The sequence below is a fragment of the Ruminococcus sp. genome, from assembly GCF_017549005.1.
In the GTDB taxonomy this organism is placed as follows: domain Bacteria; phylum Bacillota; class Clostridia; order Oscillospirales; family Ruminococcaceae; genus Ruminococcus.
Genome location: NZ_JAFYYT010000002.1, coordinates 49,554 through 70,948 on the forward strand (window position 1 = coordinate 49,554; position 21,395 = coordinate 70,948).

At 47.6% G+C, this 21,395-nt stretch carries 20 protein-coding genes; 14 read left to right on the forward strand and 6 right to left on the reverse strand.

What is annotated here, in order from left to right:
• Window positions 1–324 precede the first annotated feature (324 nt).
• The 13 genes from speD (at window position 325) to IKW96_RS01005 (ending at window position 10,305) form a co-directional block, all read left to right on the forward strand.
• Complete coding sequence (speD, locus tag IKW96_RS00945; RefSeq protein ID WP_294754286.1) at window positions 325–1,095, forward strand: adenosylmethionine decarboxylase; 771 nt, start codon at window positions 325–327, stop codon at window positions 1,093–1,095.
• Window positions 1,088–2,539, forward strand: a complete 1,452-nt coding sequence (locus tag IKW96_RS00950) for an aminotransferase class I/II-fold pyridoxal phosphate-dependent enzyme (protein ID WP_296569284.1) — start codon at window positions 1,088–1,090, stop codon at window positions 2,537–2,539. Before speD ends, IKW96_RS00950 begins: the two co-directional genes overlap by 8 nt.
• A gap of 59 nt (window positions 2,540–2,598) precedes the next feature.
• Complete coding sequence (locus tag IKW96_RS00955; RefSeq protein ID WP_296569287.1) at window positions 2,599–3,084, forward strand: hypothetical protein; 486 nt, start codon at window positions 2,599–2,601, stop codon at window positions 3,082–3,084.
• Between the two features lie 41 nt (window positions 3,085–3,125).
• Window positions 3,126–3,977: a polyamine aminopropyltransferase gene (speE, locus tag IKW96_RS00960; protein WP_296569288.1), complete on the forward strand. Its 852-nt coding sequence runs from the start codon at window positions 3,126–3,128 to the stop codon at window positions 3,975–3,977.
• Window positions 3,967–4,818: an agmatinase gene (speB, locus tag IKW96_RS00965; RefSeq protein ID WP_296569291.1), complete on the forward strand. Its 852-nt coding sequence runs from the start codon at window positions 3,967–3,969 to the stop codon at window positions 4,816–4,818. The genes speE and speB overlap by 11 nt, the downstream gene beginning before the upstream one ends.
• A gap of 33 nt (window positions 4,819–4,851) precedes the next feature.
• Window positions 4,852–5,313: a GNAT family N-acetyltransferase gene (locus IKW96_RS00970; RefSeq protein WP_296569294.1), complete on the forward strand. Its 462-nt coding sequence runs from the start codon at window positions 4,852–4,854 to the stop codon at window positions 5,311–5,313.
• Window positions 5,314–5,323: 10 nt separating this feature from the next.
• Complete coding sequence (locus IKW96_RS00975; RefSeq protein ID WP_296569297.1) at window positions 5,324–5,803, forward strand: DUF3592 domain-containing protein; 480 nt, start codon at window positions 5,324–5,326, stop codon at window positions 5,801–5,803.
• Window positions 5,804–5,864: 61 nt separating this feature from the next.
• Window positions 5,865–7,067, forward strand: a complete 1,203-nt coding sequence (locus tag IKW96_RS00980; protein ID WP_296569300.1) for a saccharopine dehydrogenase family protein — start codon at window positions 5,865–5,867, stop codon at window positions 7,065–7,067.
• A gap of 1 nt (window position 7,068) precedes the next feature.
• The gene (locus tag IKW96_RS00985; protein WP_296569303.1) at window positions 7,069–7,557 is read left to right on the forward strand and encodes a VanZ family protein; all 489 of its coding nucleotides are present in this window, start codon (window positions 7,069–7,071) and stop codon (window positions 7,555–7,557) included.
• A 2-nt stretch (window positions 7,558–7,559) separates the two neighbouring features.
• Window positions 7,560–8,219 carry a peptidylprolyl isomerase gene (locus IKW96_RS00990; protein ID WP_367112938.1) on the forward strand — a complete coding sequence of 220 codons (660 nt, stop codon included), beginning with the start codon at window positions 7,560–7,562 and terminating at the stop codon, window positions 8,217–8,219.
• 1 nt (window position 8,220) lies between these two features.
• The gene (gene nspC / locus IKW96_RS00995; protein WP_296569304.1) at window positions 8,221–9,348 is read left to right on the forward strand and encodes a carboxynorspermidine decarboxylase; all 1,128 of its coding nucleotides are present in this window, start codon (window positions 8,221–8,223) and stop codon (window positions 9,346–9,348) included.
• Window positions 9,323–9,721, forward strand: a complete 399-nt coding sequence (locus IKW96_RS01000; protein ID WP_296569307.1) for a hypothetical protein — start codon at window positions 9,323–9,325, stop codon at window positions 9,719–9,721. Before nspC ends, IKW96_RS01000 begins: the two co-directional genes overlap by 26 nt.
• Window positions 9,718–10,305 (forward strand): histidine phosphatase family protein, encoded by a 588-nt coding sequence (locus tag IKW96_RS01005; RefSeq protein ID WP_296569310.1) that lies wholly within the window; start codon window positions 9,718–9,720, stop codon window positions 10,303–10,305. Before IKW96_RS01000 ends, IKW96_RS01005 begins: the two co-directional genes overlap by 4 nt.
• Window positions 10,306–10,348: 43 nt before the next feature.
• On the opposite strand, the gene hpt is transcribed toward IKW96_RS01005, so the two are convergent.
• Window positions 10,349–10,897: a hypoxanthine phosphoribosyltransferase gene (gene hpt, locus IKW96_RS01010; protein ID WP_296569313.1), complete on the reverse strand. Its 549-nt coding sequence runs from the start codon at window positions 10,895–10,897 to the stop codon at window positions 10,349–10,351.
• Between the two features lie 376 nt (window positions 10,898–11,273).
• Between hpt and IKW96_RS01015 the strand changes: the two genes are divergently transcribed.
• Entirely contained in the window at window positions 11,274–14,717 is a 3,444-nt protein-coding gene (locus IKW96_RS01015; protein WP_296569315.1) for a pectinesterase family protein, read from the forward strand.
• 148 nt (window positions 14,718–14,865) lie between these two features.
• On the opposite strand, the gene IKW96_RS01020 is transcribed toward IKW96_RS01015, so the two are convergent.
• From IKW96_RS01020 to IKW96_RS01040, 5 genes are all read right to left on the reverse strand, one after another.
• Window positions 14,866–15,345: a hypothetical protein gene (locus IKW96_RS01020; RefSeq protein ID WP_296569317.1), complete on the reverse strand. Its 480-nt coding sequence runs from the start codon at window positions 15,343–15,345 to the stop codon at window positions 14,866–14,868.
• 156 nt (window positions 15,346–15,501) lie between these two features.
• Window positions 15,502–16,908 (reverse strand): polysaccharide biosynthesis tyrosine autokinase, encoded by a 1,407-nt coding sequence (locus tag IKW96_RS01025; protein WP_296569320.1) that lies wholly within the window; start codon window positions 16,906–16,908, stop codon window positions 15,502–15,504.
• A 52-nt stretch (window positions 16,909–16,960) separates the two neighbouring features.
• Complete coding sequence (locus IKW96_RS01030) at window positions 16,961–18,349, reverse strand: O-antigen polymerase (RefSeq protein ID WP_296569323.1); 1,389 nt, start codon at window positions 18,347–18,349, stop codon at window positions 16,961–16,963.
• Window positions 18,350–18,764: 415 nt separating this feature from the next.
• Window positions 18,765–20,747, reverse strand: coding sequence for a bifunctional 4-hydroxy-3-methylbut-2-enyl diphosphate reductase/30S ribosomal protein S1 (locus IKW96_RS01035; RefSeq protein WP_296569327.1), 1,983 nt, complete (start codon window positions 20,745–20,747; stop codon window positions 18,765–18,767).
• Window positions 20,740–21,375 (reverse strand): 1-acyl-sn-glycerol-3-phosphate acyltransferase, encoded by a 636-nt coding sequence (locus IKW96_RS01040; RefSeq protein WP_296569332.1) that lies wholly within the window; start codon window positions 21,373–21,375, stop codon window positions 20,740–20,742. The genes IKW96_RS01035 and IKW96_RS01040 overlap by 8 nt, the downstream gene beginning before the upstream one ends.
• Window positions 21,376–21,395 lie beyond the last annotated feature (20 nt).

Here is a 21,395-nt window from a genome sequence, read left to right on the forward strand (position 1 = left end):
CATTGCAAAAGAAGCTTCGGTTTCAGAGCAAGACTATTGACCACTCCCAGTGGAGTTGAGGCCATACGGACAGCCGGGTCAAATGCCGAACGCCGATATTCCGGCTGGCAACTTCTGTTGCCTTATTGATTCGACTGTATGTCGATAAAGTTTTTATAAGTTCTCATCAGCTTGTGAAAGGTCAATAAGAGTAGTAAAAGGTAGTACTTGCTTATATAGACTCTGTACCGTCAATGAAGTTTCGCGTATTACACGTATATTTCATGCACACAATGGCTGATAAGGTCTTTTGTGTGCATTTTTGTTTATAAAGGTGTGTTTATTATGGAGAATAAGCTTAAACTCTATGGGTTCAATAATCTTACGAAGTCATTGAGCTTCAATATCTACGACGTCTGTTATGCCAAAACGGCGCGCTCTCAGCAGGAGTACATCGCCTATGTCGACGAACAGTACAACTCTGAGCGTATAACGGATATAATGACCCATGTAACGGAGATGATAGGAGCGCAGGTGCTCAGCGTTTCCCGTCAGGACTACGACCCTCAGGGCGCGTCGGCTACCTTCCTTATCGCTGACGATACGATGATACCCGCAGGAGGAAGCGAGACTGTTGCCCACCTCGACAAGAGCCATGTAACAGTCCACACCTACCCCGAGTTCCACCCCGATACAAGCATCGCCACATTCCGTGTGGATATAGATGTTGCAACCTGCGGCAAGATAACGCCGCTTACGGCTCTCGACTACCTTATCGGCAGCTTCGATTCGGATATCATCACAATGGACTACAGGGTAAGGGGCTTTACACGCAACCTTGACGGCGAAAAGCTCTTCATCGACCATGATATCACTTCCATACAGAACTATATAGATGAAAAGATACTGGATAAGTACGACGTTGTGGACATAAATGTGTATCAGGCGAATATGTTCCACACAAAAATGCTCATAAAGGAGCTTGACTTGCAGAATTACCTGTTCAATACAGATGTTAACGAGCTTCCGCCGAGGCGCAGACTTGAGATAACCAACGCCCTCCAGCGGGAGATGATAGAAATTTTCAGCGGAAGGAACGTGTTCGGAAATGGCTGAGCTTTCCCAGACAAATGCGCCTATTTACGAGGCACTGAGGAAATTCCGCCGCATGAGGATAGTGCCCTTTGATGTACCCGGCCACAAGCGCGGCAGAGGAAATATGGAGCTTACCGAGTTCCTCGGCGAGGACTGCATGAATGTTGACGTCAACTCAATGAAGCCACTCGACAACCTCTGTCACCCCGTATCCGTCATAAAGGACGCGGAGGCGCTGGCTGCCGAGGCTTTCGGAGCTGCAAACGCTTTCTTCATGGTGGGGGGAACTACCTCTGCGGTACAGAGTATGCTCATGTACGCCTGCAAGGAGGGCGACAAGATAATCATGCCGCGAAACGTCCACAGGAGCGCCATAAACGCTCTTATCCTCACGGGAGCTGTGCCTGTTTACGTCAATCCCGACGTGAATACCAGACTTGGTATCGCTCTGGGTATGTCGGTGGCACAGGTGGAACAGGCTATCAGGGAAAATCCCGACGCAAAGGCGATAATGGTCAATAATCCCACGTACTACGGCATATGCTCCGACCTGAAGAAGATAACGGAGCTTGCTCATGCTCACGGTATGCTGGTGCTTGTTGACGAGGCTCACGGTACGCACTTCTACTTCGGGGAGAATTTTCCCCTCACCGCTATGGCGGCAGGAGCAGACTGTGCTTCCGTAAGTATGCACAAGTCGGGAGGAAGTCTCACACAGAGCTCCTTCCTTCTTCTCGGAAAGAATGTCAACGCAGACTATATGCGTCAGGTGATAAATCTTACACAGACCACCAGCGCTTCGTATCTGCTGCTGTCAAGTCTCGATATATCAAGAAAAAGACTTGCTCTCGGCGGTAGGGAGATATTCGCGCAGACTGTGGAAATGGCTGAATATGCACGCTCGGAGATAAACGGGATAGGGGGCTACTACGCTTACTCCAAGGAGCTCATAAACGGCGACAGTATCTATGATTTTGATGTATCAAAGCTGAGTATCTATACTCTGCCTATAGGTCTCGCAGGAATAGAGGTCTACGACCTTCTCCGTGACGAGTATGATATACAGATAGAGTTCGGCGATATCGGAAACGTCCTCGCATACATCTCGGTAGGCGACAGGAAACGCGATATCGAGCGCCTTATAAGCGCTCTTGCCGAGATAAAGCGCCGCTTCGGCAAGGACGGAGCGGATATGCTCACTCAGGAATATATAAGCCCTGTGGTGTCGGAAACTCCGAGAAAGGCATTCTACGCGGCAAAGCGTTCTCTGCCCCTCGATGAAGCCGCAGGCGAGATATGCAGCGAATTCGTCATGTGCTATCCGCCGGGTATACCGATACTTGCTCCGGGCGAACTGATTACTCACGAGATAATCGAGTATATCAAGTACGCCAAGGAAAAGGGCTGCCAGATGACGGGTACTGAGGATATAAATATCGAGAGACTCAACGTCCTCGATCTGTGATGTGCTGTAAAACGCTGGGGGGCGTTTTGCAATGCGTTTTTTATGGAGGGAACCTGGATATGAGAAAAGTTGGAATGATAATGACTCTCCTTATGGGAGCAACTCTCAGTTTTTGTTTGTCACTGATAGGAAATCTTACATCGGAGGAAGGCTTTAAACTGATACCCTTCCTTATAAGCTTTGCGGCAAGTTTTGCCATCAGCTTACTCATAGGCTTTATCGTTCCTATGAGTAAGCTCGAGAGCGGAGCTGTAAAGGCTGTGAAGCTCAGGGAACAGAGCCTACCTGCAAATATGGTCTCGGCACTTGTCTCTGATCTTATATACACGCCGGTCATAACGCTTGCCATGATAGCTCTTGCGCGGAAAATGGCTTTGAAGATGAGCCACGGACACGCTCATCTGCCGCCGTTTGGCACGATGTATGTAAAATCGCTTATTATCAGCTTTATCGCTGCGTTTTTCATTATTTTTATCGTAATGCCCATATATCTGAAGCTTGCAATGAAGCTTGCAGGGGTAAATGCGTCAGCGGACAGGTCATGATTCTGCGAAACAGAATTATGATTTGTGAACGGAGGTATAGTATGGAATTATGGTTCACGGAGAGACATACTCCGAACGTTAAATTTTCAATAAAGGTGGATCATCAGCTCTACAGCGGAAACAGCGAGTTCCAGCGCATAGACATCTTCGACTCAAAGGAGTTCGGGCGCTTCCTTACGCTGGACGGCTACATGATGCTGACGGAAAAGGACGAGTTCATATATCACGAGATGATAACCCACGTACCTATGGCAGTCCACCCCAACCCGAAGAATATACTGGTCATCGGTGCAGGCGACGGCGGCGTTGTCCGCGAGCTAACGCGCTATGCTTCCGTTGAGAGCATCGACCTTGTTGAGATAGACGAGCTGGTAGTGGAGGTCTGCAAGAAGTACCTGCCTACTACTGCCTGCCGCTTCGATGACCCGAGAGTCCATGTATACTATGAGGACGGCGTGAAGTTCATTCGCCGCTGTACCGACCAGTACGACGTTATCATCGTCGATTCCACAGACCCGTTCGGTCCGGGAGAGGGACTTTTCACCAAGGAGTTCTACGGCAGCTGCTTCAAGGCGCTCCGTGACGACGGTATCATGGTAAATCAGCATGAGAGCCCGTTCTACGACGAGGACGCGGCGGCTATGCAGCGCTCCCATAAGCGTATAGTGGAGAGCTTCCCCATAAGCAAGGTCTATCAGGCGCATATCCCAACGTATCCCTCGGGACACTGGCTTTTCGGCTTTGCTTCAAAGAAGTATCACCCAACCAATGACTATAACGGTACGAAATGGAGTATGCTCGGCATAAAGACGAGGTACTACAACCCAAGACTTCATACGGGAGCTTTCGCGCTCCCATGCTATGTAGAGGAGCTTCTCAGAGATGTTGAATAAGAATATACAGACATTTATAGCCTGTGACAGCGAATACGGGGACGCCGGGATAGTCCTTTTCGGCGCAGGCTTCGACGGTACTACCAGCTTTCGCCCCGGAACGAGGTTCGCTCCCTCTGCGATACGCAATGAGAGCTTCGGTATAGAGACCTACAGTCCCTATCAGAATAAGGATATGACGGACTACAGCTATTTTGACAGCGGAGACATAGAGCTCCCCTTCGGCAGCACCGACCGCGCAGTAGCGGATATCGCTGCACGTGCGGATATGATACTTGCGGATGATAAGCTGCCCTTTATGATTGGTGGCGAGCACCTTGTAACTCTCGGTTCTGTCATGGCTGTGAACAAAAAGTACAACGACCTTTATATCGTACACTTTGACGCTCACGCTGACCTCCGCGACGACTATCTCGGACAGAAGATGTCCCATGCCTGTGTGCTGAGGCGCTGCCATGAGCTTGTGGGAGACGGTCATATCTTCCAGTTCGGTATCAGGAGCGGCGACCGCGAGGAGTTTTTATTTGCTGACGGGCATACGGAAATGTATAAGTTCAGCTTCGACGGACTTGAAGAGGTCGTTGAGAAGCTCAAAGGGAAAAAGGTGTACTTCACCCTCGACCTCGATGTGCTTGACCCGTCTGTATTCCCCGGTACAGGAACTCCTGAGGCGGGAGGAGTCACATTCGACGAGCTGAGAAAGGCTGTGACTCTTGTGTGCAGCAAGCTGGATATAGTGGGCTGCGACGTGAACGAGCTCAGTCCCGTTTACGATCAGAGCGGAGTTTCCACGGCTGTTGCCTGCAAGATAATCAGGGAAATGCTGCTGGCGATGTCGTGAGGCATTTGAAAAACGTCATAAAGAAGGTCGAATATGAAAATTTTCAGAGCTGAAAATACAGCAGGACTTACCGATATACGCATGGAGTACCTGCGCGAGGACTTCCCCGGAATGCCTGATGAACAGGCTGAACGCATAAAGGAGAGACTGCCGGAGTATTATGATAAGCATTTGAACCGCGACTTCTATGCATATACTGCCGAGGACAACGGAACCGTCATCGGTTCGGCTTTTCTTGTACTGCAAGAGATGCCGCCGAATTCCAACTTTCCGCATGGCAGGACGGGAACTGTGCTCAACGTGTATGTCAGGCCGGAGTACAGGCGGCAGGGGATAGCAAAAGCTCTTATGGAGCTGCTTATTGCCGACGCAAAGGCTCTGGAGCTTGACTATATAGAACTGAAAGCTTCCGCGGAGGGGTATCCGCTGTATAAGAAGCTGGGCTTTAAGGACAGCGTTTCAGCGTTCAGACCGATGAAGCTTGTTTTTGAATAAAGGTGAGCATATGGAATCTATACTCGAAAAAGGACTTGTTGTTTTTCTTGTGCTGGCAGGCGTTGTGTTCGTGTTCAGTATATTATATATAGTGATAAAGGGCACAATGGAAGAAAAGAGAAGAAGGGCAAGGTGTACCGAAAGAGTTGTTGCGGAAGTAATTCATTTTACCGATGTTTCTTTTTATGAAAGAGATGAAGACAGGACATATTACAAAACTGCGCCTGTATATGAGTACAGCTATAAAGGCGAATTATGCAGATGTACAGGAAGTACCAGCAGCTCGTGGAGAAAAAAGAAGCCTGATGGAGCTCATGTTGATCTTTGGGTAGACCCTGATAACCCCAGATCATATATCTGCCCCGAGGAAGAAAGAAATAATATCTTGCAGGCGATAAAATGGATATGTATATTTGTCGGAGCAGTATTGCTGTTTATACTGGGAATATACCTGACAGCAGCATATATTAACGGCTTGTCTGAATTTTAGGAAATGCAGATTTTATCCATACTATAACATAAATATTATTTAAGATACGGAGGAATTAAAAATGGGAAAATGTATGATCATCGGCTGCGGCGGCGTTGCGTCCGTGGCAATTCACAAGTGCTGTCAGAACAGCGAGGTATTTGAGGGCATTATGATAGCAAGCCGCACAAAGTCAAAGTGCGACGCGCTGAAAGAGAAGCTCCAGCCTACAACAAAGACTGTCATCGAGACAGCACAGGTAAACGCTGACAACGTTGACGAGCTCGTTGCTCTCATCAACAGCTACAAGCCCGACGTAGTGCTCAATCTTGCGCTGCCATATCAGGACCTTACCATTATGGACGCTTGCCTCGCTACAAAGACACACTACGTTGATACTGCAAACTATGAGCCCCTGGATACTGCAAAGTTCGAGTACAAGTGGCAGTGGGCTTACCGCGAGAGATTTGAGAAGGCAGGTATAACCGCACTCCTCGGAAGCGGCTTCGACCCCGGCGTAACAGGCGTATTCTCGGCTTACGCAATGAAGCACCAGTTTGACGAGATAAACTATATCGACATTCTCGACTGCAACGGCGGCGATCACGGCTATCCGTTTGCTACAAACTTCAACCCCGAGATCAATATCCGCGAGGTATCAGCTAAGGGCAGCTACATCGAGGACGGCAAGTGGGTTGAGACAGAGCCTATGGAGATAAAGCGCGTTTACAACTTCAAGGGCGTAGGCGAGAAGGATATGTACCTCCTCCACCACGAAGAGCTTGAGTCCCTTGCTCTCAACATCAAGGGCATAAAGCGCATACGCTTCTTCATGACATTCGGTCAGAGCTACCTCACACACCTCAAGTGTCTCGAAAACGTCGGTATGACATCTATCGAGCCTATCATGTACGAGGGCAGGGAGATAGTTCCGCTCCAGTTCCTCAAGGCTGTACTTCCCGACCCTGCGTCACTGGGTCCGAGAACAGTGGGCAAGACCAACATCGGCTGTATCTTCCGCGGAAAGAAGGACGGCAAGGACAAGAACTACTACCTTTACAACATCTGCGATCATCAGGAGTGCTACAAGGAAGTTGGCTCGCAGGCTATTTCATATACCACAGGCGTTCCTGCTATGATAGGCGCTATGATGATTATGACAGGCACATGGAAGAAGGCTGGCGTTTACAATATCGAGGAATTCGACCCCGATCCGTTTATGGAGGCTCTCAACAAGTGGGGACTTCCCTGGGAGGAGGACTTCAACCCTGTTCTTGTTGACTGATATGAATGTCAAAAAGCTTATAATATGCTCGCTGTTTGTATTATATGTATTTCTTGCGCTGAATCTTCTTTTTTTCATAAGAGCAAGTATGCTGCGTTTTTACACATACGGCGAGTATTTCCGTGAGAATACCAACTTTTTGCCGTTTCGGACGGTTATTGAGTTTATTGGTTATATACGGGAAAGGAATATGTATTATCTTGAGCTCTCCAGGGATAATCTTGTGGGGAATCTGCTTATATTCATGCCTTTTGGAGTGTTTCTCCCTGCTTTATGGAAAAAGCAGCGCCGCTTCGTGAGCTTTCTGCTTACGGCTTCGGCAGTTATAACAGGCGTGGAGATAATACAGTTCATAACCATGTGCGGAGCCTGCGATATTGACGACTTTATTCTCAACATCGCAGGAGCTGTCACAGGATTTGCATTTACAAGGATAAATATGATAAAAAGGCTGATGTTTACCGACGTCAGCCTTAAAAAAGGAGAATAGAAATGAAAAGCTTCGGAAATTTTAAGAAAATAATGGCTGTGGCAGCTGCGGTTTCTATGCTCATGCTCACAGGCTGCGGCAAGGAGCTCGACCTCCCCGACCAGAAGGGAAATGATGTTCAGTCGGGAAATACCATAGTCCTCACACTGCACCCCGATCAGGCGCCGATAACCTGTGAGAACTTTGAGTATCTGGTAAATCAGGGCTTCTACAACGGCCTTACATTCCACCGTGTAGTTGACGGCTTCATGGCACAGGGCGGAGACCCGAAGGGCGACGGAACAGGCGGCAGCGGCGAGTCTATCAAGGGCGAGTTCAAGGCTAACGGCGTGAACAACGAGCTCTCACATCAGCGCGGAGTGGTTTCCATGGCGCGCAGAGGCGACTCCTACGACAGCGGGACGAGCCAGTTCTTCATCTGCTACAACGGCCAGTATGCAGGCACTCTTGATGGTAATTACGCTGCATTCGCAAACGTTACGGAGGGTATGGAGGTCGTTGACGACTTCACAAAGGTTGACCGAGACATGAACAGCAGCGGCGAGATCGCTGTTCCGAAAACTCCTATCGTAATGGAAAAGGTCGAGATGATCGAGCCCGACGAGAGCGGCGAGCCGAGAGTAAAGATCACCATGAACGACTTCCTCGGCGGTAAAGAATAATATGTTTGATACATCGAAGCTGCCGACTCCCTGCTATATCGCAGACGAGCCGGCACTTGTTCACAATCTGGAGATACTGCGCGGCGTTTCACAGCGCACAGGCGCAAAGATACTCCTTGCACAGAAGGCTTTCTCATGCTATCATCTCTATCCCCTCATCGGGGAATACCTGGCAGGTACGGCTTGCAGCGGACTTTTCGAGGCAAAGCTGGGACACGATGAAATGGGAAAGGAAAATCACGTTTTTTCCGCAGCTTACCGCGAGAGTGAGATAGACGAGATAATATCATACTGCGGACATATCATATTCAACTCATTCACGCAGCTGGATAAGTACCGCGACCGTGTCCTTGCGGCAGGGAAGAAGATAGGTCTCCGCATAAATCCCGAGTGTTCCACACAGGAGGGGCATGAGATATACGACCCCTGCTCGCCGAAGTCGAGACTTGGCATAACACGCAGTAACTTCCGCACAGACGACCTCCGCGGAGTTACTGGCATACATTTCCACACTCTCTGCGAGCAGAACTCCGACGACCTTGAAACTACCCTTGACACAGTCGAGGAAAAGTTCGGAGATGTACTTCCGCAGCTTGAATGGATAAACTTCGGCGGCGGTCATCACATAACCCGTGAGGATTACGATATACCGCGTCTTGAAAGGTGTATACGCCGTATGCAGGAGAAGTACGGGCTGGAGGTCTTTCTCGAACCCGGAGAGGCAATAGCTCTCAATGCAGGCTGGCTCGTTACGGAGGTGCTCGACCTCACGGAGAACGATATGCCTATAGCTATCCTCGATACCTCGGCTGCCTGTCATATGCCCGATGTGCTGGAAATGCCCTATCGTCCGCCGCTTATGGGGGCCGGTGAAAAGGGGGAGAAGAAGTACAGCTACCGTCTCGGTTCGCAGACCTGTCTTGCAGGCGACGTTATAGGGGAGTACTCCTTCGACGAGCCGCTTCATATCGGCGACAGGCTCGTATTCGGCGATATGGCCATATACTCAATGGTCAAGAACAATACATTCAACGGTATGCCCCTGCCTGCGATACTGCTCCTGAAAAGGGACGGAAGCTTTGAAACGCTCCGCAGCTTCGGGTATGACGATTTTAAAGAGAGGCTGTGATAACGGTATGAGCAGTCAGCTTGCAAACGAGCTTTTTGAATACGGCAGGACTCTGTGTCAGATGGAAAGATACTCCGAAGCAAAGGAGCAGCTGCTGCTTTCTGAGGAGCTTGAACATCTTCAGTACACGTACTACTGGCTTTACCGCGCCTGCAAGGGACTCGGGCAGGAGGATGAGGCTTTGAAATATATGACTCTCTGCTACAATGAAAACGATATGGACAAACGGTGTTCCATGACCTATGCCGAAGAGCTCGCACAGCACGGAAAGCGCAGAGAGGCTTTGAAGGTGCTGAAAAAGCTCATGGATATCCACGGCTATGACGAGTATGCAGACGAGCTTATGGACGATATAAAGGAGAAAAGGATATGACAAACATATACTTTGTCCGTCATGCACAGCCCGATTACAGCTGTACAAACGCGGAGCTCAGGCCTCTTACTGAGGAGGGGCAGAGGGATACTCTCAGGGTAGTTGAAGCCATGAGGGATATACACCTTGATTTCGCTGTTTCAAGCCCTTACAAGCGCAGCTATGATACAATAAAGCAGACCGCCGACGAGCATGGGCTGACAATAGCCATAGACGAGCGGCTCCATGAGCGTATCAGCGGAGCGAACAGCAATAATCCCGAGATGTTCCGCAGACGCTGGGCAGACCTTGATTTCTGCGAGAGCGACGGCGAGTGCCTGCGCTCGGTAATGGACAGGAATATTGCGGCTCTTGGTGATATCCTCGATACACACAGGGACGAGAGCGTAATGGTGGGAACTCACGGAACGGCTCTCAGTACCATACTCCACTACTATGACAACAGCTTCGGAGCTGACGATTTCATGCGTATCATCGACTTCATGCCCTATATCATAAGGCTTGGCTTTGAAGGCAGGGAACTCGTTGAGAAAGAGGAGATACTTATAGTAAAGAAAGAGTTCAAGGGCGGAAATAATCATTAAAAAGCAAAAGGACAGCGAAAGCTGTCCTTTTTCAGTGTTCCTGTTATTCAGCAAACTCCGCAATATACGGCAGATTGCGGTAGAATTCGCCATAGTCGAGACCGTAGCCGATAACGAAATAATCTGGGATAGTAAAAAGTGAGTAGTCCGTTTTCAGCTCTACAACGCGGCGGTCGGGCTTGTCGAGAAGAGTCATTATCCTGAGAGAGAGGGGAGCTCTTACTCCGAGTATCTTCTTTATCTCATTGAGGGTTCGTCCCGTATCCACGATATCCTCGACGATAACGACATGATAATTGCTGATATCGTGCTTCAGGTCCATAGTTATCTCAACGTGTCCTGAGGATTCCGTGCCCTCAAAGTAGCTTTTTGCCGCCATAAAGGCTATCTCGCAGGGAACTGTGACTGCGCGGCAGAGGTCAGCCATAAAGACGAAAGCTCCCTTGAGTATGCTTACAAGGAGAATAGGAGAGCCGTCGTACAGGGAGTCGATATATGCTCCCGCTTTTTTTATTTCTGCGCGTATCTCATCTTCAGAGATGACTACGCGCTTTATTTTGCTTTTCCATTCTTCGGTGCTGCTGAATTTCATAAAAACTCCTCCAATGCTGATATCTGCGTAAAATAACGATACTTTTATTATACCATTCTCCGCCGCAATGTCAAGTTAAGGTACGTTCATTCAGTGCCGAAATGCGTTCAGGAGTTAAAATAAAGCGGAAAGCTTAAAAAATCGGGAGAAAATGGAAATATATCCAAAGAGAGGAAAACACCGTTGTATAATCTGCCAAATTAAAAAGCTCTTACCAAATAAATATTTACAACTATAACCAACCATGTTATAATTATGGTGTATAGGTGTATATTCTGACGTTTCTCTGCGCTGTGAGGAACAGGATATCCGCCGCGGAGGGAAAACGGCTTCGCTTTAGGCAGCGGAGTTACAAAATGAAAAGGAGTAAAATACAATGGTTAGTAAAACAAAAAAGCTTGCTCTGCAGCTTTTTGCCTTTGCAGCCGCTGTGTTTGTGCTGCTTGCGTATATGTCGGTATTCCCGACCATGAAGACATACGCCGCAGGCACAGACCTCTATGTGGGCTATTCGGGCAGAAACAACAACTTCTCGACAGTGCAGGCGGCTGTCGACAAGGCTGCATCTCTTAATCCGTCATCAGAATCCACAAGAGTAACGATACACATCGCTCCCGGTACATACCGTCAGCAGGTCATCGTTCAGACACCCTACATAACATTTGTTAACGACGAGCCCGAAAAGGGCGACGCAGTGCTCACATGGTACTACGGCATAGGCTATAAGTATTACAGCGCGAACTCAAAGGGCTATTACGACGCAAACCTTGCGGCTTCAAAGAGCAGCAAGAACGTAGCAAACTACCGCTGGGGCGCAACAGTCCAGCTCTGGCCGAAGGCTACCAACTTCAAGGCGAAGAATATCGTCTTTGAGAATTCATTCAACCGCTATATCACTCAGGAGGAGCTCAACGACGGCGTGGAGCTCACAGGTGATACCTCTGTTACAAAGATAACTCAGGTGAGAAACAACTGGACAGACGCAAAGTCCAAGGCTGCAACAGAGCGTGCGGCTGCTCTCTCGGTAGATACGGGCTATGCTGAGTTCCTGGGCTGCAAGTTCCTGTCAAGCCAGGATACTCTTTACACAGGCGGTTCGCCCCAGTACTACAAGAACTGTCTCATCGAGGGACAGACAGACTACATCTTCGGCGGCAGCAACGCTGTATTCGACAGCTGTGAGCTCCGCTGGAAGGGCTACAGCAGCGGCTCCGTCGGCGGTTACATCACAGCCGCAAGAGAACAGGGAAGCCCATACACAGGCTATCTCTTCAAGGACTGCAAGGTAACTGCAAGCTCAGACCTTACAGTAAGCGCAGGTTATCTCGGAAGACCCTGGGGTCAGACTGCAAAGGTGCTCTTCGTGAATACAACTCTCCAGAACGGCAATATGATAACTGCCGCAGGCTGGACATCCATGAGCGGAGTTGAGCCAGAGAGCGTTGACGGCTTCAAGGAGAACGGCACGAAGCTCTCAAACGGTCAGAGAGTCGACCTTTCACAGCGCAGGGGACATACTGTCTCCGACAGCGACGCTGCGAATATCAACATAAAGAACTATATGAACAACTGGACTCCTTCATACCTGAACGGAGACAGCAGCTCAGGCAGCAGCGGCGATAATAACGGTCAGACATCCTCAAACGTTGAGGGAGCTGTAAAGACCTGCGGCGGCTGGTTCGAGACAGCCTTTGTTGAGTGGGACAGCTCAAAGATAGGCAATAATGTTAAGGTAAGCTATGCCCTTGCAGGCACATCTGATTATACAGCTGTTGACTCTCAGCTCATACGCGGTTCGAGAGTGGATATCCCCGGACTCAAGGGAAATACGACTTATACTGTAAACATTCAGGGCTCGAACGGTTCTGCAAGCTGTGACGTAAAGCCTATGGCTTACGACAGGAGCGGTTACGCCCACTGGAACACAACAGAGGCAGTAGGCGCCTATAATAACGACGGTACGCTGAAATCAGGCATTACGGTCATCTATGTTACAAACTCCACTAAGGATACTGTAACATGGGGCGGAAAGACAGGCCTTTTCAATATCTTCAATGCGGGACCGAGCAATGTCTGCTTCAGACTTATCGGCACTATCGACGTTCCCTCGGGAGCAAAGGCAAATAACGGTCAGCAGAATGACGGTTCCAATATGCTCTATATGAACGGCGGAAAGAACGTGACCGTTGAGGGTATCGGCTATGACTGCAATCTCAACAAGTGGGGCTTTGATATGAAGCACAGCACAAGCTGTGAGGTAAGGAACCTCTGGCTCGGACAGTATCCCGACGACGGTATCTCGATGTCGGGCGGCAGTTCTTCAAAGTCATACCACATATGGGTACATAACAACACTATCGAAAAGGGCTACAACGCTTACGCAGGCAACGGTATCGTCGATGACGACAAGGCTGACGGCGACGGCTCCCTCGATATCAAGTGGGCTGAGTACGTAACAGTTTCCTACAACGTATTCAAGGACGCTCACAAGACCTCTCTCGTAGGCGGCGGAACGAGCCACGAGCAGGACTGGATAACCTACCACCACAACTGGTTCAATAATACCGAGTCACGTAACCCCCGTGCAAGAGTGGCACACGTTCACAGCTACAACAACTATTTCTACAACAACAAGCAGTACGGAATAGCTGCTTCACACAATTCAAAGATATTCTCAGAATGTAATTACTTCGAGAATACAAAGCTCCCTCTTGACGCTGTAAATATGGGAAGCGATCCGTATTCGGGAACTATCAAGTCCTACGGCGACAAGTTCGTAAGCTGCGATATGGGCAGCGGACTTGCTTATCAGATAGTAAATTCACGCAGTGACAAGGCTTATGTGAACAATCTCAAGGGCGGCGGCGACAGTTATGACAACTTCGACACCGACTCCTCAAAGATCTACGGAAGCTACAGCGTGACCTCAGCAGACGCTGCAAAGGCTGATGTAACAGCTTACGCAGGCAGAATGCAGAACAAGGCATACAACGCAGGAACAGTTTCCAGCGGCAGCGGCGATGTTCCGCAGATAATAAACGAGTACATGAGAAGCACTCTCATTGCACGCCTTGATATCAAGGACGCAAGCTACGGCGCACAGTGGTCTATCGTTGAGAACTACTCCGCAGGCGACAAGGCGTTCGGCGACCGCGATCACGTTATCGCTTCTGTTCCGTGGAGTACAAGCGGCAGCGAGCTTATCCGCACAGCCTGCAACTCAAAGAATACCGACTCCGACCTTGCCGTACTCACAGCGGCAAAGGATATCACGGTATATGTGGCTCTTGACCAGAGAGTTACCACACCGCCGTCATGGCTCGGCAGTTTCAAGCATATGAGTGAAGTTGTGGAGATAAACGACAGCGAGGCTGTAAGACCATTTGAGGTCTATGCAAAGGAAATAAAGGCAGGAGAAGCTCTTACTCTCGGTACAAACGGCATGAGCGGAGCCTGCATGAACTACATTGCATTCGTAAGGGAAACACCTGCGGTTACGACTACAACAACTACCACTACTACCACCACAACCACTACTACGACGACCACCACAACAACTACAACATCAGGCAAGCCTGTACAGGTCCGCCCGGGAGATGCCAACAACGACGGCGGAGTTGATCTTGCAGACGCAGTTCTTATCATGCAGAGCCTTGCAAATCCGAATAAGTACGGTGTGAACGGCACAGCTGAGACACACATCACAGAACAGGGCTTAGCCAACGGCGACGTAGAGGGGAACGGCAACGGTATAACTTCCAATGACGCTCTTGCTATCCAGCAGTATATGCTGAAGCTGATACCATCGCTTCCTGTATGATAAATACGATGAAAACTCCTGAAAGAGTAAGACAGATACAAACATAAAAGTTTTGCCCCGAAGCATTTTAAAGCGCTTCGGGGCATTGTATTTTATATAGCTGATAAGATAGATCAGAATCTGCAGATTTCAAATTAGATCTTTCTGACTAAATCTGTTTACCGCTTGATAGACTAATTCTTTTATTGACCCAGCCACCCGGTGGATCCATTTCACAAGATACAACAATTGAATCACCTTCAATTTCCTTTAAAATCACTCCATCGACTGCTATATCTTTACTTGTCCATTTTTCGTTCATGCATGAGTCAAACGCAGTAATGTTATTACACCCCAAAACATACAGGTTATCATCTATGATCTCAAAGTATCCAAAATAGCCTGAAATATCTTTATGTATTACTTTTAAATCAAGCATATTGATTATATATACACCTTCATAATAATTCCCGATAACAAAATGATCATGAAAGAAAACAGTATCCGAAAAACATTCAAACAAGCGTACCTCGATAATCACATATGGTTTATCATCCCGATATATATAATAAGAACGATCAGAGCCAAGTACTATACGTTTTATGTTCTCAAATTCCTCATTATATGTTTCTTCACATCTATAGTTCATATCATTGTCCCCTCATGATTTATGTTAATAAAAATTATAACACGACATCACTGTATTGGCAATAGAAACGCCATAGTACTTCTGAATGTATATCAGAAATACTATGGCTTAGATCTTCTATATAGGTATTCGTACTATTCTTTCGGGAGTTTTTTATCAGTAATCATAATAATTGTTCTTGCTTTTTGCGTGGACTTCGTTCACTACAAATCCAAGCAGATCGGCATTTGCAAATTTTATCCTTTCAACGCATTCCGAGACCTTGTCATATGTGGTGGAAGCATGGCGAACGACCAGTATGATACCGTCAACAGCGTCCTTCATGGCAGCTGCGTCGCTGACCACGCTGAGAGGCGGCGTATCAATGATGATGTGGTCGTAATCCTGCGATAAGCGTTCCATGACCTTTCTGAAGTTTTCGGAACCGAGGAGCTCCGAGGGATTTGGCGGTATAGGACCTGATGGGAGCAGATCGAGATTTTTCAGTACATCGGAGTGTATGGAGATTATATCCGATGAGCGCTTGATTATCAGAGTCGAAAGACCTGTATTGTTACTTACGTCGAAGGTCTTATGCAGAGTGGGAACTCTCATATCTCCGTCTACAAGAAGCACCTTGCTGCCTGCCTCTGCAAGGGCAATGGAAATATTTGCAGCTGTCATGGTTTTTCCCTCGCCGTGTTCAGCACTTGAAACTGCGATCACCTTTTTCCCGGAATCAGCAATGGTGAAGAGGAGATTTGCGCGCAGCAGCTTGTAGCTCTCAACGACCTCGAACGGTAATTTCTGTCCCGAAATGAGAGAGTCTGGCTTCAAGAAGCTGCCTGAGTCGGCCTTTTTGTCGCCGAAATGTTTTATTTCGCCGATAATGGGTGTGCTGAAAGCCTGTTCCAGCTCTTCTGTATTCTTTATGGAATTGTTGAGGTAGTCTCTTATGAGAATTATCATGAACATCGCAAGTACGGCAGATATCATTGCGATTATAGTATTCTTGGGAATATCAGGGCCAACAGGGTCGGGGTAAACCTTTGCGATATCAGTAACGCTGACCGAGCCTACTCCTACTGCACTCTGAACATAGGTGGAAGCTGACTTTGCTATAGCGTTGCATATATCGGCGGCTAAAAGAGCGTCATTGCAGTTGACCGTTATCTTTATTACCGAAGTAAGCGGCGAATACTTTATAGCCATGAGATTCCTTATAGTCGAAGCTGGTATTACGCCGTATTCATTGACATAAATCTTTTCTTTCAGGTCGCTGGCATCATACTTGCTGATAAGAGCATCTCCAACTGCGTTCAAGACAGCGTCATCGTTCAGCAGCTCTACGTAGGTGGTAACAAGCTGCTTTGATATCATGATATCGTTCACTTTTCGGCTGCTGCCCGAGCTTTCGGAGCAGTTCTTGACATAAAGTGATATATGTGAAGAATATTCCGGCGGAAGCATATACTTTGAAAAAGCGAATACTGCTATTCCGCTGAGCAGCGCAACCGCAGCTATCAGTCTGATATGTTCTCTCATAAGCCTGAGCAGTTCACTGACTGTGTATGTTTTCTTCATTTTTGGCTATTGTCCTTTCAGATTTCAATAGATAACCAGTGACGGGGGAGGATCAGCCTTTTTTCAACAGGCTTTCGGGGATGTTAAAGGTGAATAGCACCCAAACTGATATGTATGCTATCAGATATGCCCAGCTTGAAAGAAGGTCTCCTCTTAGCATAAAGAAGAACATCATGAGTGAAATTGCATATAATATGTCGAACTTTGTATTTACTGTCGATTTTTTTTCCCAGTAGAATTTGTCCATGATCTTTGATAAAAAGCCGAAGCCGGCACCGAACAGGATTATTCCGAAAGTGCCGAAGTTGATATATGCTTCCCCCGGTAGAGGACAGGATACATTGGTAAATGTCCAGCCCAGGCTCTGACCCATATAAGCTCCGCTTCCGATCGGCTTGTTCGGCCACATATCACGGGGAACGAAGAAAAAGAATACGCCTAATAATTGACGCCCCATAGTTGCTCCTGCTGCTTTCACGCTGTCAAAGGTAAGCGAAAAGGTGGCGTATGCGTCATAATCTCCGGCAAGCCAGCCTGTTTTTATGCCTTCTAAGGTGTTTGAAAGGGCTTTGATCGTATCAACGTCTGCGTAATCAGCGTGTCGGAAATTGTTGAGAAACGGAAACAATATCGTATAAGCAAGGACGAAAAACAGTATGAACACTCTGTTTTTCTTGAAGCTGTCAAACATAAGTATGAATATCGAGCCGTAAATTGTTGCCACTGCGTATCTTGAGATCATTCCCGGGGGATATGTACACGCGAGACAGCCTAAGCATATGATAAAGAATATTGATTTTTTGTAGTTCTTTTTTGCGGCCATAAGCGTTACAAGCGCCGCAATACTCTGTAAAGCCATAAGTAACTGCTTTACAAGCATGGTTATAGCTGAGCTTTCGCTGTATTCTACTGTTCCTCTTACGGTCAGTCGCGAGAAAAGGCCTGCAAATCCTACCATTCTTACCTTGTTTATGAAAACCGCGAGACTGATAAGAGTGATGATGACCAGTCTTGCATTGGTAATATTGAATTCTTTAAGAACGAGTCCCTTAGTGTTTAGTTTCATTTCAGAAACTATTTGCGAACCGAATTCATAACTTACAGTAAACAGGAAGAGAAGACAGTTTGCTTTCAGAACCGTTTCGTTGTCGCGGTAGACTATCCACGGGAACCTGCCTGCGATATATTGTATCAGTCCCGCAAAGTAAAAGAAGAACAGACTGAATGTATAGAAAATGATCTTCATTGAGTATGGGCGTTCCCATAACTCTTTTACCAGCAGGAAAAGCCATAAAGCACCGTTTATAAAAAATGTGAGGTAGATAAATATATTTTCGCGGTCAAATGTTCCGAAGGAAATGGTTATTCCGTGTAAAACGAGGAAAACGATTGCCAGGAGCCAAATGCCGACTATATTTTTAAAGGATAACTCCTTATTCACAAAGTTCACCACCTGTATGAAACTTGATAAGCGGAAAAGATCGCAGCGCTTTAGTTTTCAAGCGCAAGAGCAGAAAAAGAATGACCGTGATGTAACTGATCTTAACCGATAGGGGAATGATACGGTCTTGGGTGTATGCCTTTCGGATATAAGAAGCAAGGGTTAGTGAAGCTGCAGAACAGGATAAATACTGTAAAAATAGACAATACACTAAGTTTAATTATACTCCAAACAGCACGGAATTTCAAGAGCAATCGCCAAAGAAATCGGTAAATCGGCATTTTTGACAAAAAGCCGCAGGGGATATTTCACCTTGTGCAACACTTTCCATGAGATGGGAACGGTCTGAAAAAAGGCATATTTACGGGCAAAATAAAAAGGGCTGTACTTTAGTACAGCCCTTGATAATAACTGATTATTCAGCATCCTCAGCAGGAGTTTCCTCAGCGTCAGCTTCCTCGTCGGAATTCTCAAGAAGAGCACGCATAGAAATGCTGATTCTCTTTGACTCTTCGTCGATGTCGATGATCTTTACGTCAACAACGTCGCCTACGCTGAGTACGTCCTTAACGTTCTCAACCTTCTGATCTGCGATCTGTGAGATGTGGATAAGTCCGTCAACTCCGTCAACAATCTGAGCGAAAGCGCCGAAGCTTGTGATAGAAACGATAGTAGCCTTAACTACGTCGCCTACCTGATACTGAGACTTGAAGATCTCCCACGGATTGTCCTCAGCCTTCTTGAAGCCGAGTGAGATCCTGTTGGCCTCTCTGTCGAGATCCTTGATGTAGACCTCAAGAGTATCGCCAACGTTAACAACTTCGCTTGGGTGCTTGATCCTCTTCCATGAGAGCTCTGAGATATGTACCATACCGTCGATGCCGCCGAGGTCAACGAAAGCGCCGAAGCTTGTGAGTGACTTGACCTTACCTGTGTAAGTCTTGCCGACTTCTGCTGTTTCCCAGAATCTTGCCTTAGCTTCTTCCTTCTTAGCGTTCTGAACAGCCTTGATGGAACCAACGGCTCTCTTTCTGCCACCTTCTGAAACCTCGATGATGATGAACTCTACCTTCTTCTTGAGAAGCTGCTCGAGCTCAGCGCCTCTTGGGAGACCTGTGAGAGAAGCAGGGATAAATACTCTTACACCCATAACTGTGAGTGTGATACCCTTGTTAACAACGCTCTGAACAACGCCTTCGAGAACAGTGCCTTCTTCCTTAGCCTGTACGATCTTCTCGTAACCAGCCTGTTCGTCGACCTTTCTCTTAGAGAGAGCAGCTGTACCCTCTGCGTCATTTACCTTGATTACAACAAGATCGATCTCGTCGCCGACGCTGACGATGTCAGAAGGCTTCTTTGAAGGATCGTCTGTAAGGTCGTCGAGAGCAACATAGCCGGTGTGCTTTGTGCCGAGGTCTACGATAGCCTCTGTATTGTTTACGGCGATAACAATGCCTTTAACTTTCTCTCCTGTATGTATTTTTTTGAATGACTCGTCGATAGCCTGAGCGAAATCAAACTCCTCATTCTGATTAGCTGCAAGAATTTCATTTTCTGCCATTTTGGTTTGTACCTCCTTGATTATATAGGCGGGGGTTGATGCCCCAGCGGTAATGCCGATATTAGTGGCATTTGGAAGCTTTAATGACCGAAGCTCGTCCGAATTCTCGATATGATATGTTTTACAGTAACGGCTGCAAACCTCAAAAAGCTTAACGGTATTTGAACTGTGTCTTCCCCCGACCACAAGCATTATGTCAGAGTTCTTGGCAAGTTCGGCAGCGTCGGACTGACGCGCGTCGGTAGCGTTGCATATCGTATCGTATATAACAATATTTGGATCGTCCTTCGGGATCACGTTTAAACACTCACCCCATACTACTATATTATACGTCGTTTGCGCCACAATTGCAAGCTTTTTTTGCAAATTTTTATAATTTTTTTCAAAAAAGTCTTTTAGCTCAAAGTTGTCCTTGAAAACCATGCAATTTTCGTCACAATGACCAACTATCCCCTGCACCTCAGGATGATTTCGGTCACCTGCTATAAGGATATAGTACCCTTCTGCGGACTTTTCAGCTACTATCTTATGGATACGCGACACAAAAGGGCAGGTGGCGTCCAGCATTCTGTTTCCCTTTGCCTTTATCTGGTCGTAGATATCCCTGCCTACGCCGTGTGAGCGGATAACTACGGTCTCATCGGGCTTCAGCTCGTCAACGTTCTCGATTATCCTTGCGCCCTTTGCCTGCATATCGTTGACGACGTCCTGATTGTGTATGATAGGGCCGAGAGTAGCCACATGAGTGTTGTTTTCAAGCTCTCCGTAGACCATTTTTACGGCTCTGTCGACTCCGAAGCAGAAGCCTGCGGATTTTGCGACTGTGACCTTACTCATCGGCATTTTCCTCCTTTTTGTCCTCATTTGCCTGCGGCTCGCCCTCAACGAGTAGCTTTATATCCGCCATGTAGCGGTTCTTGAGCTTTACCAGCTGACGGGGATTGGGGTTGTCGCTTATTTCGCAGTATTCCTCGGGATATATAGGCTTGCCGTACTTTACCGTGAGGGGAGTGCGGAATTTCAGCTTTTCACCGTAGCAGATGCCGACCGGGATTATGGGCTTGTCAGACCTGACCGCAATGAGAGCGGCTCCCGTGTGACCTTTTCCCACCTTGCCGTCCTTTGAGCGCGTTCCCTCGGGGAATATCATAAGGCTTCTGCCGCTGTTCAGTCTTTCAACAGCGGTGTCGATAACTCCCGTATCGCCCTTTCCGCGGGCAACGGGGAAGGCTCCAAGTGAACGTATGAGCCATGCAAACAGCTTGTTGCGGAAGAGCTCTTCCTTTGCCATAAAGGCGAATTTGCCCCGTCCGCCAGCGCCGAGAAGCGGCGGGTCAGCGTTGCTGCGGTGGTTGCAGGCGTATATTACGGTTGTATCCTTGGGGATATTTTCCCTGCCCTCAAAGTGCAGGCCGTACAATATCTTAAAGAACACCTTTACAACAAATTTTGCGATATAATACATATCAGTCTCACCTCTGGATC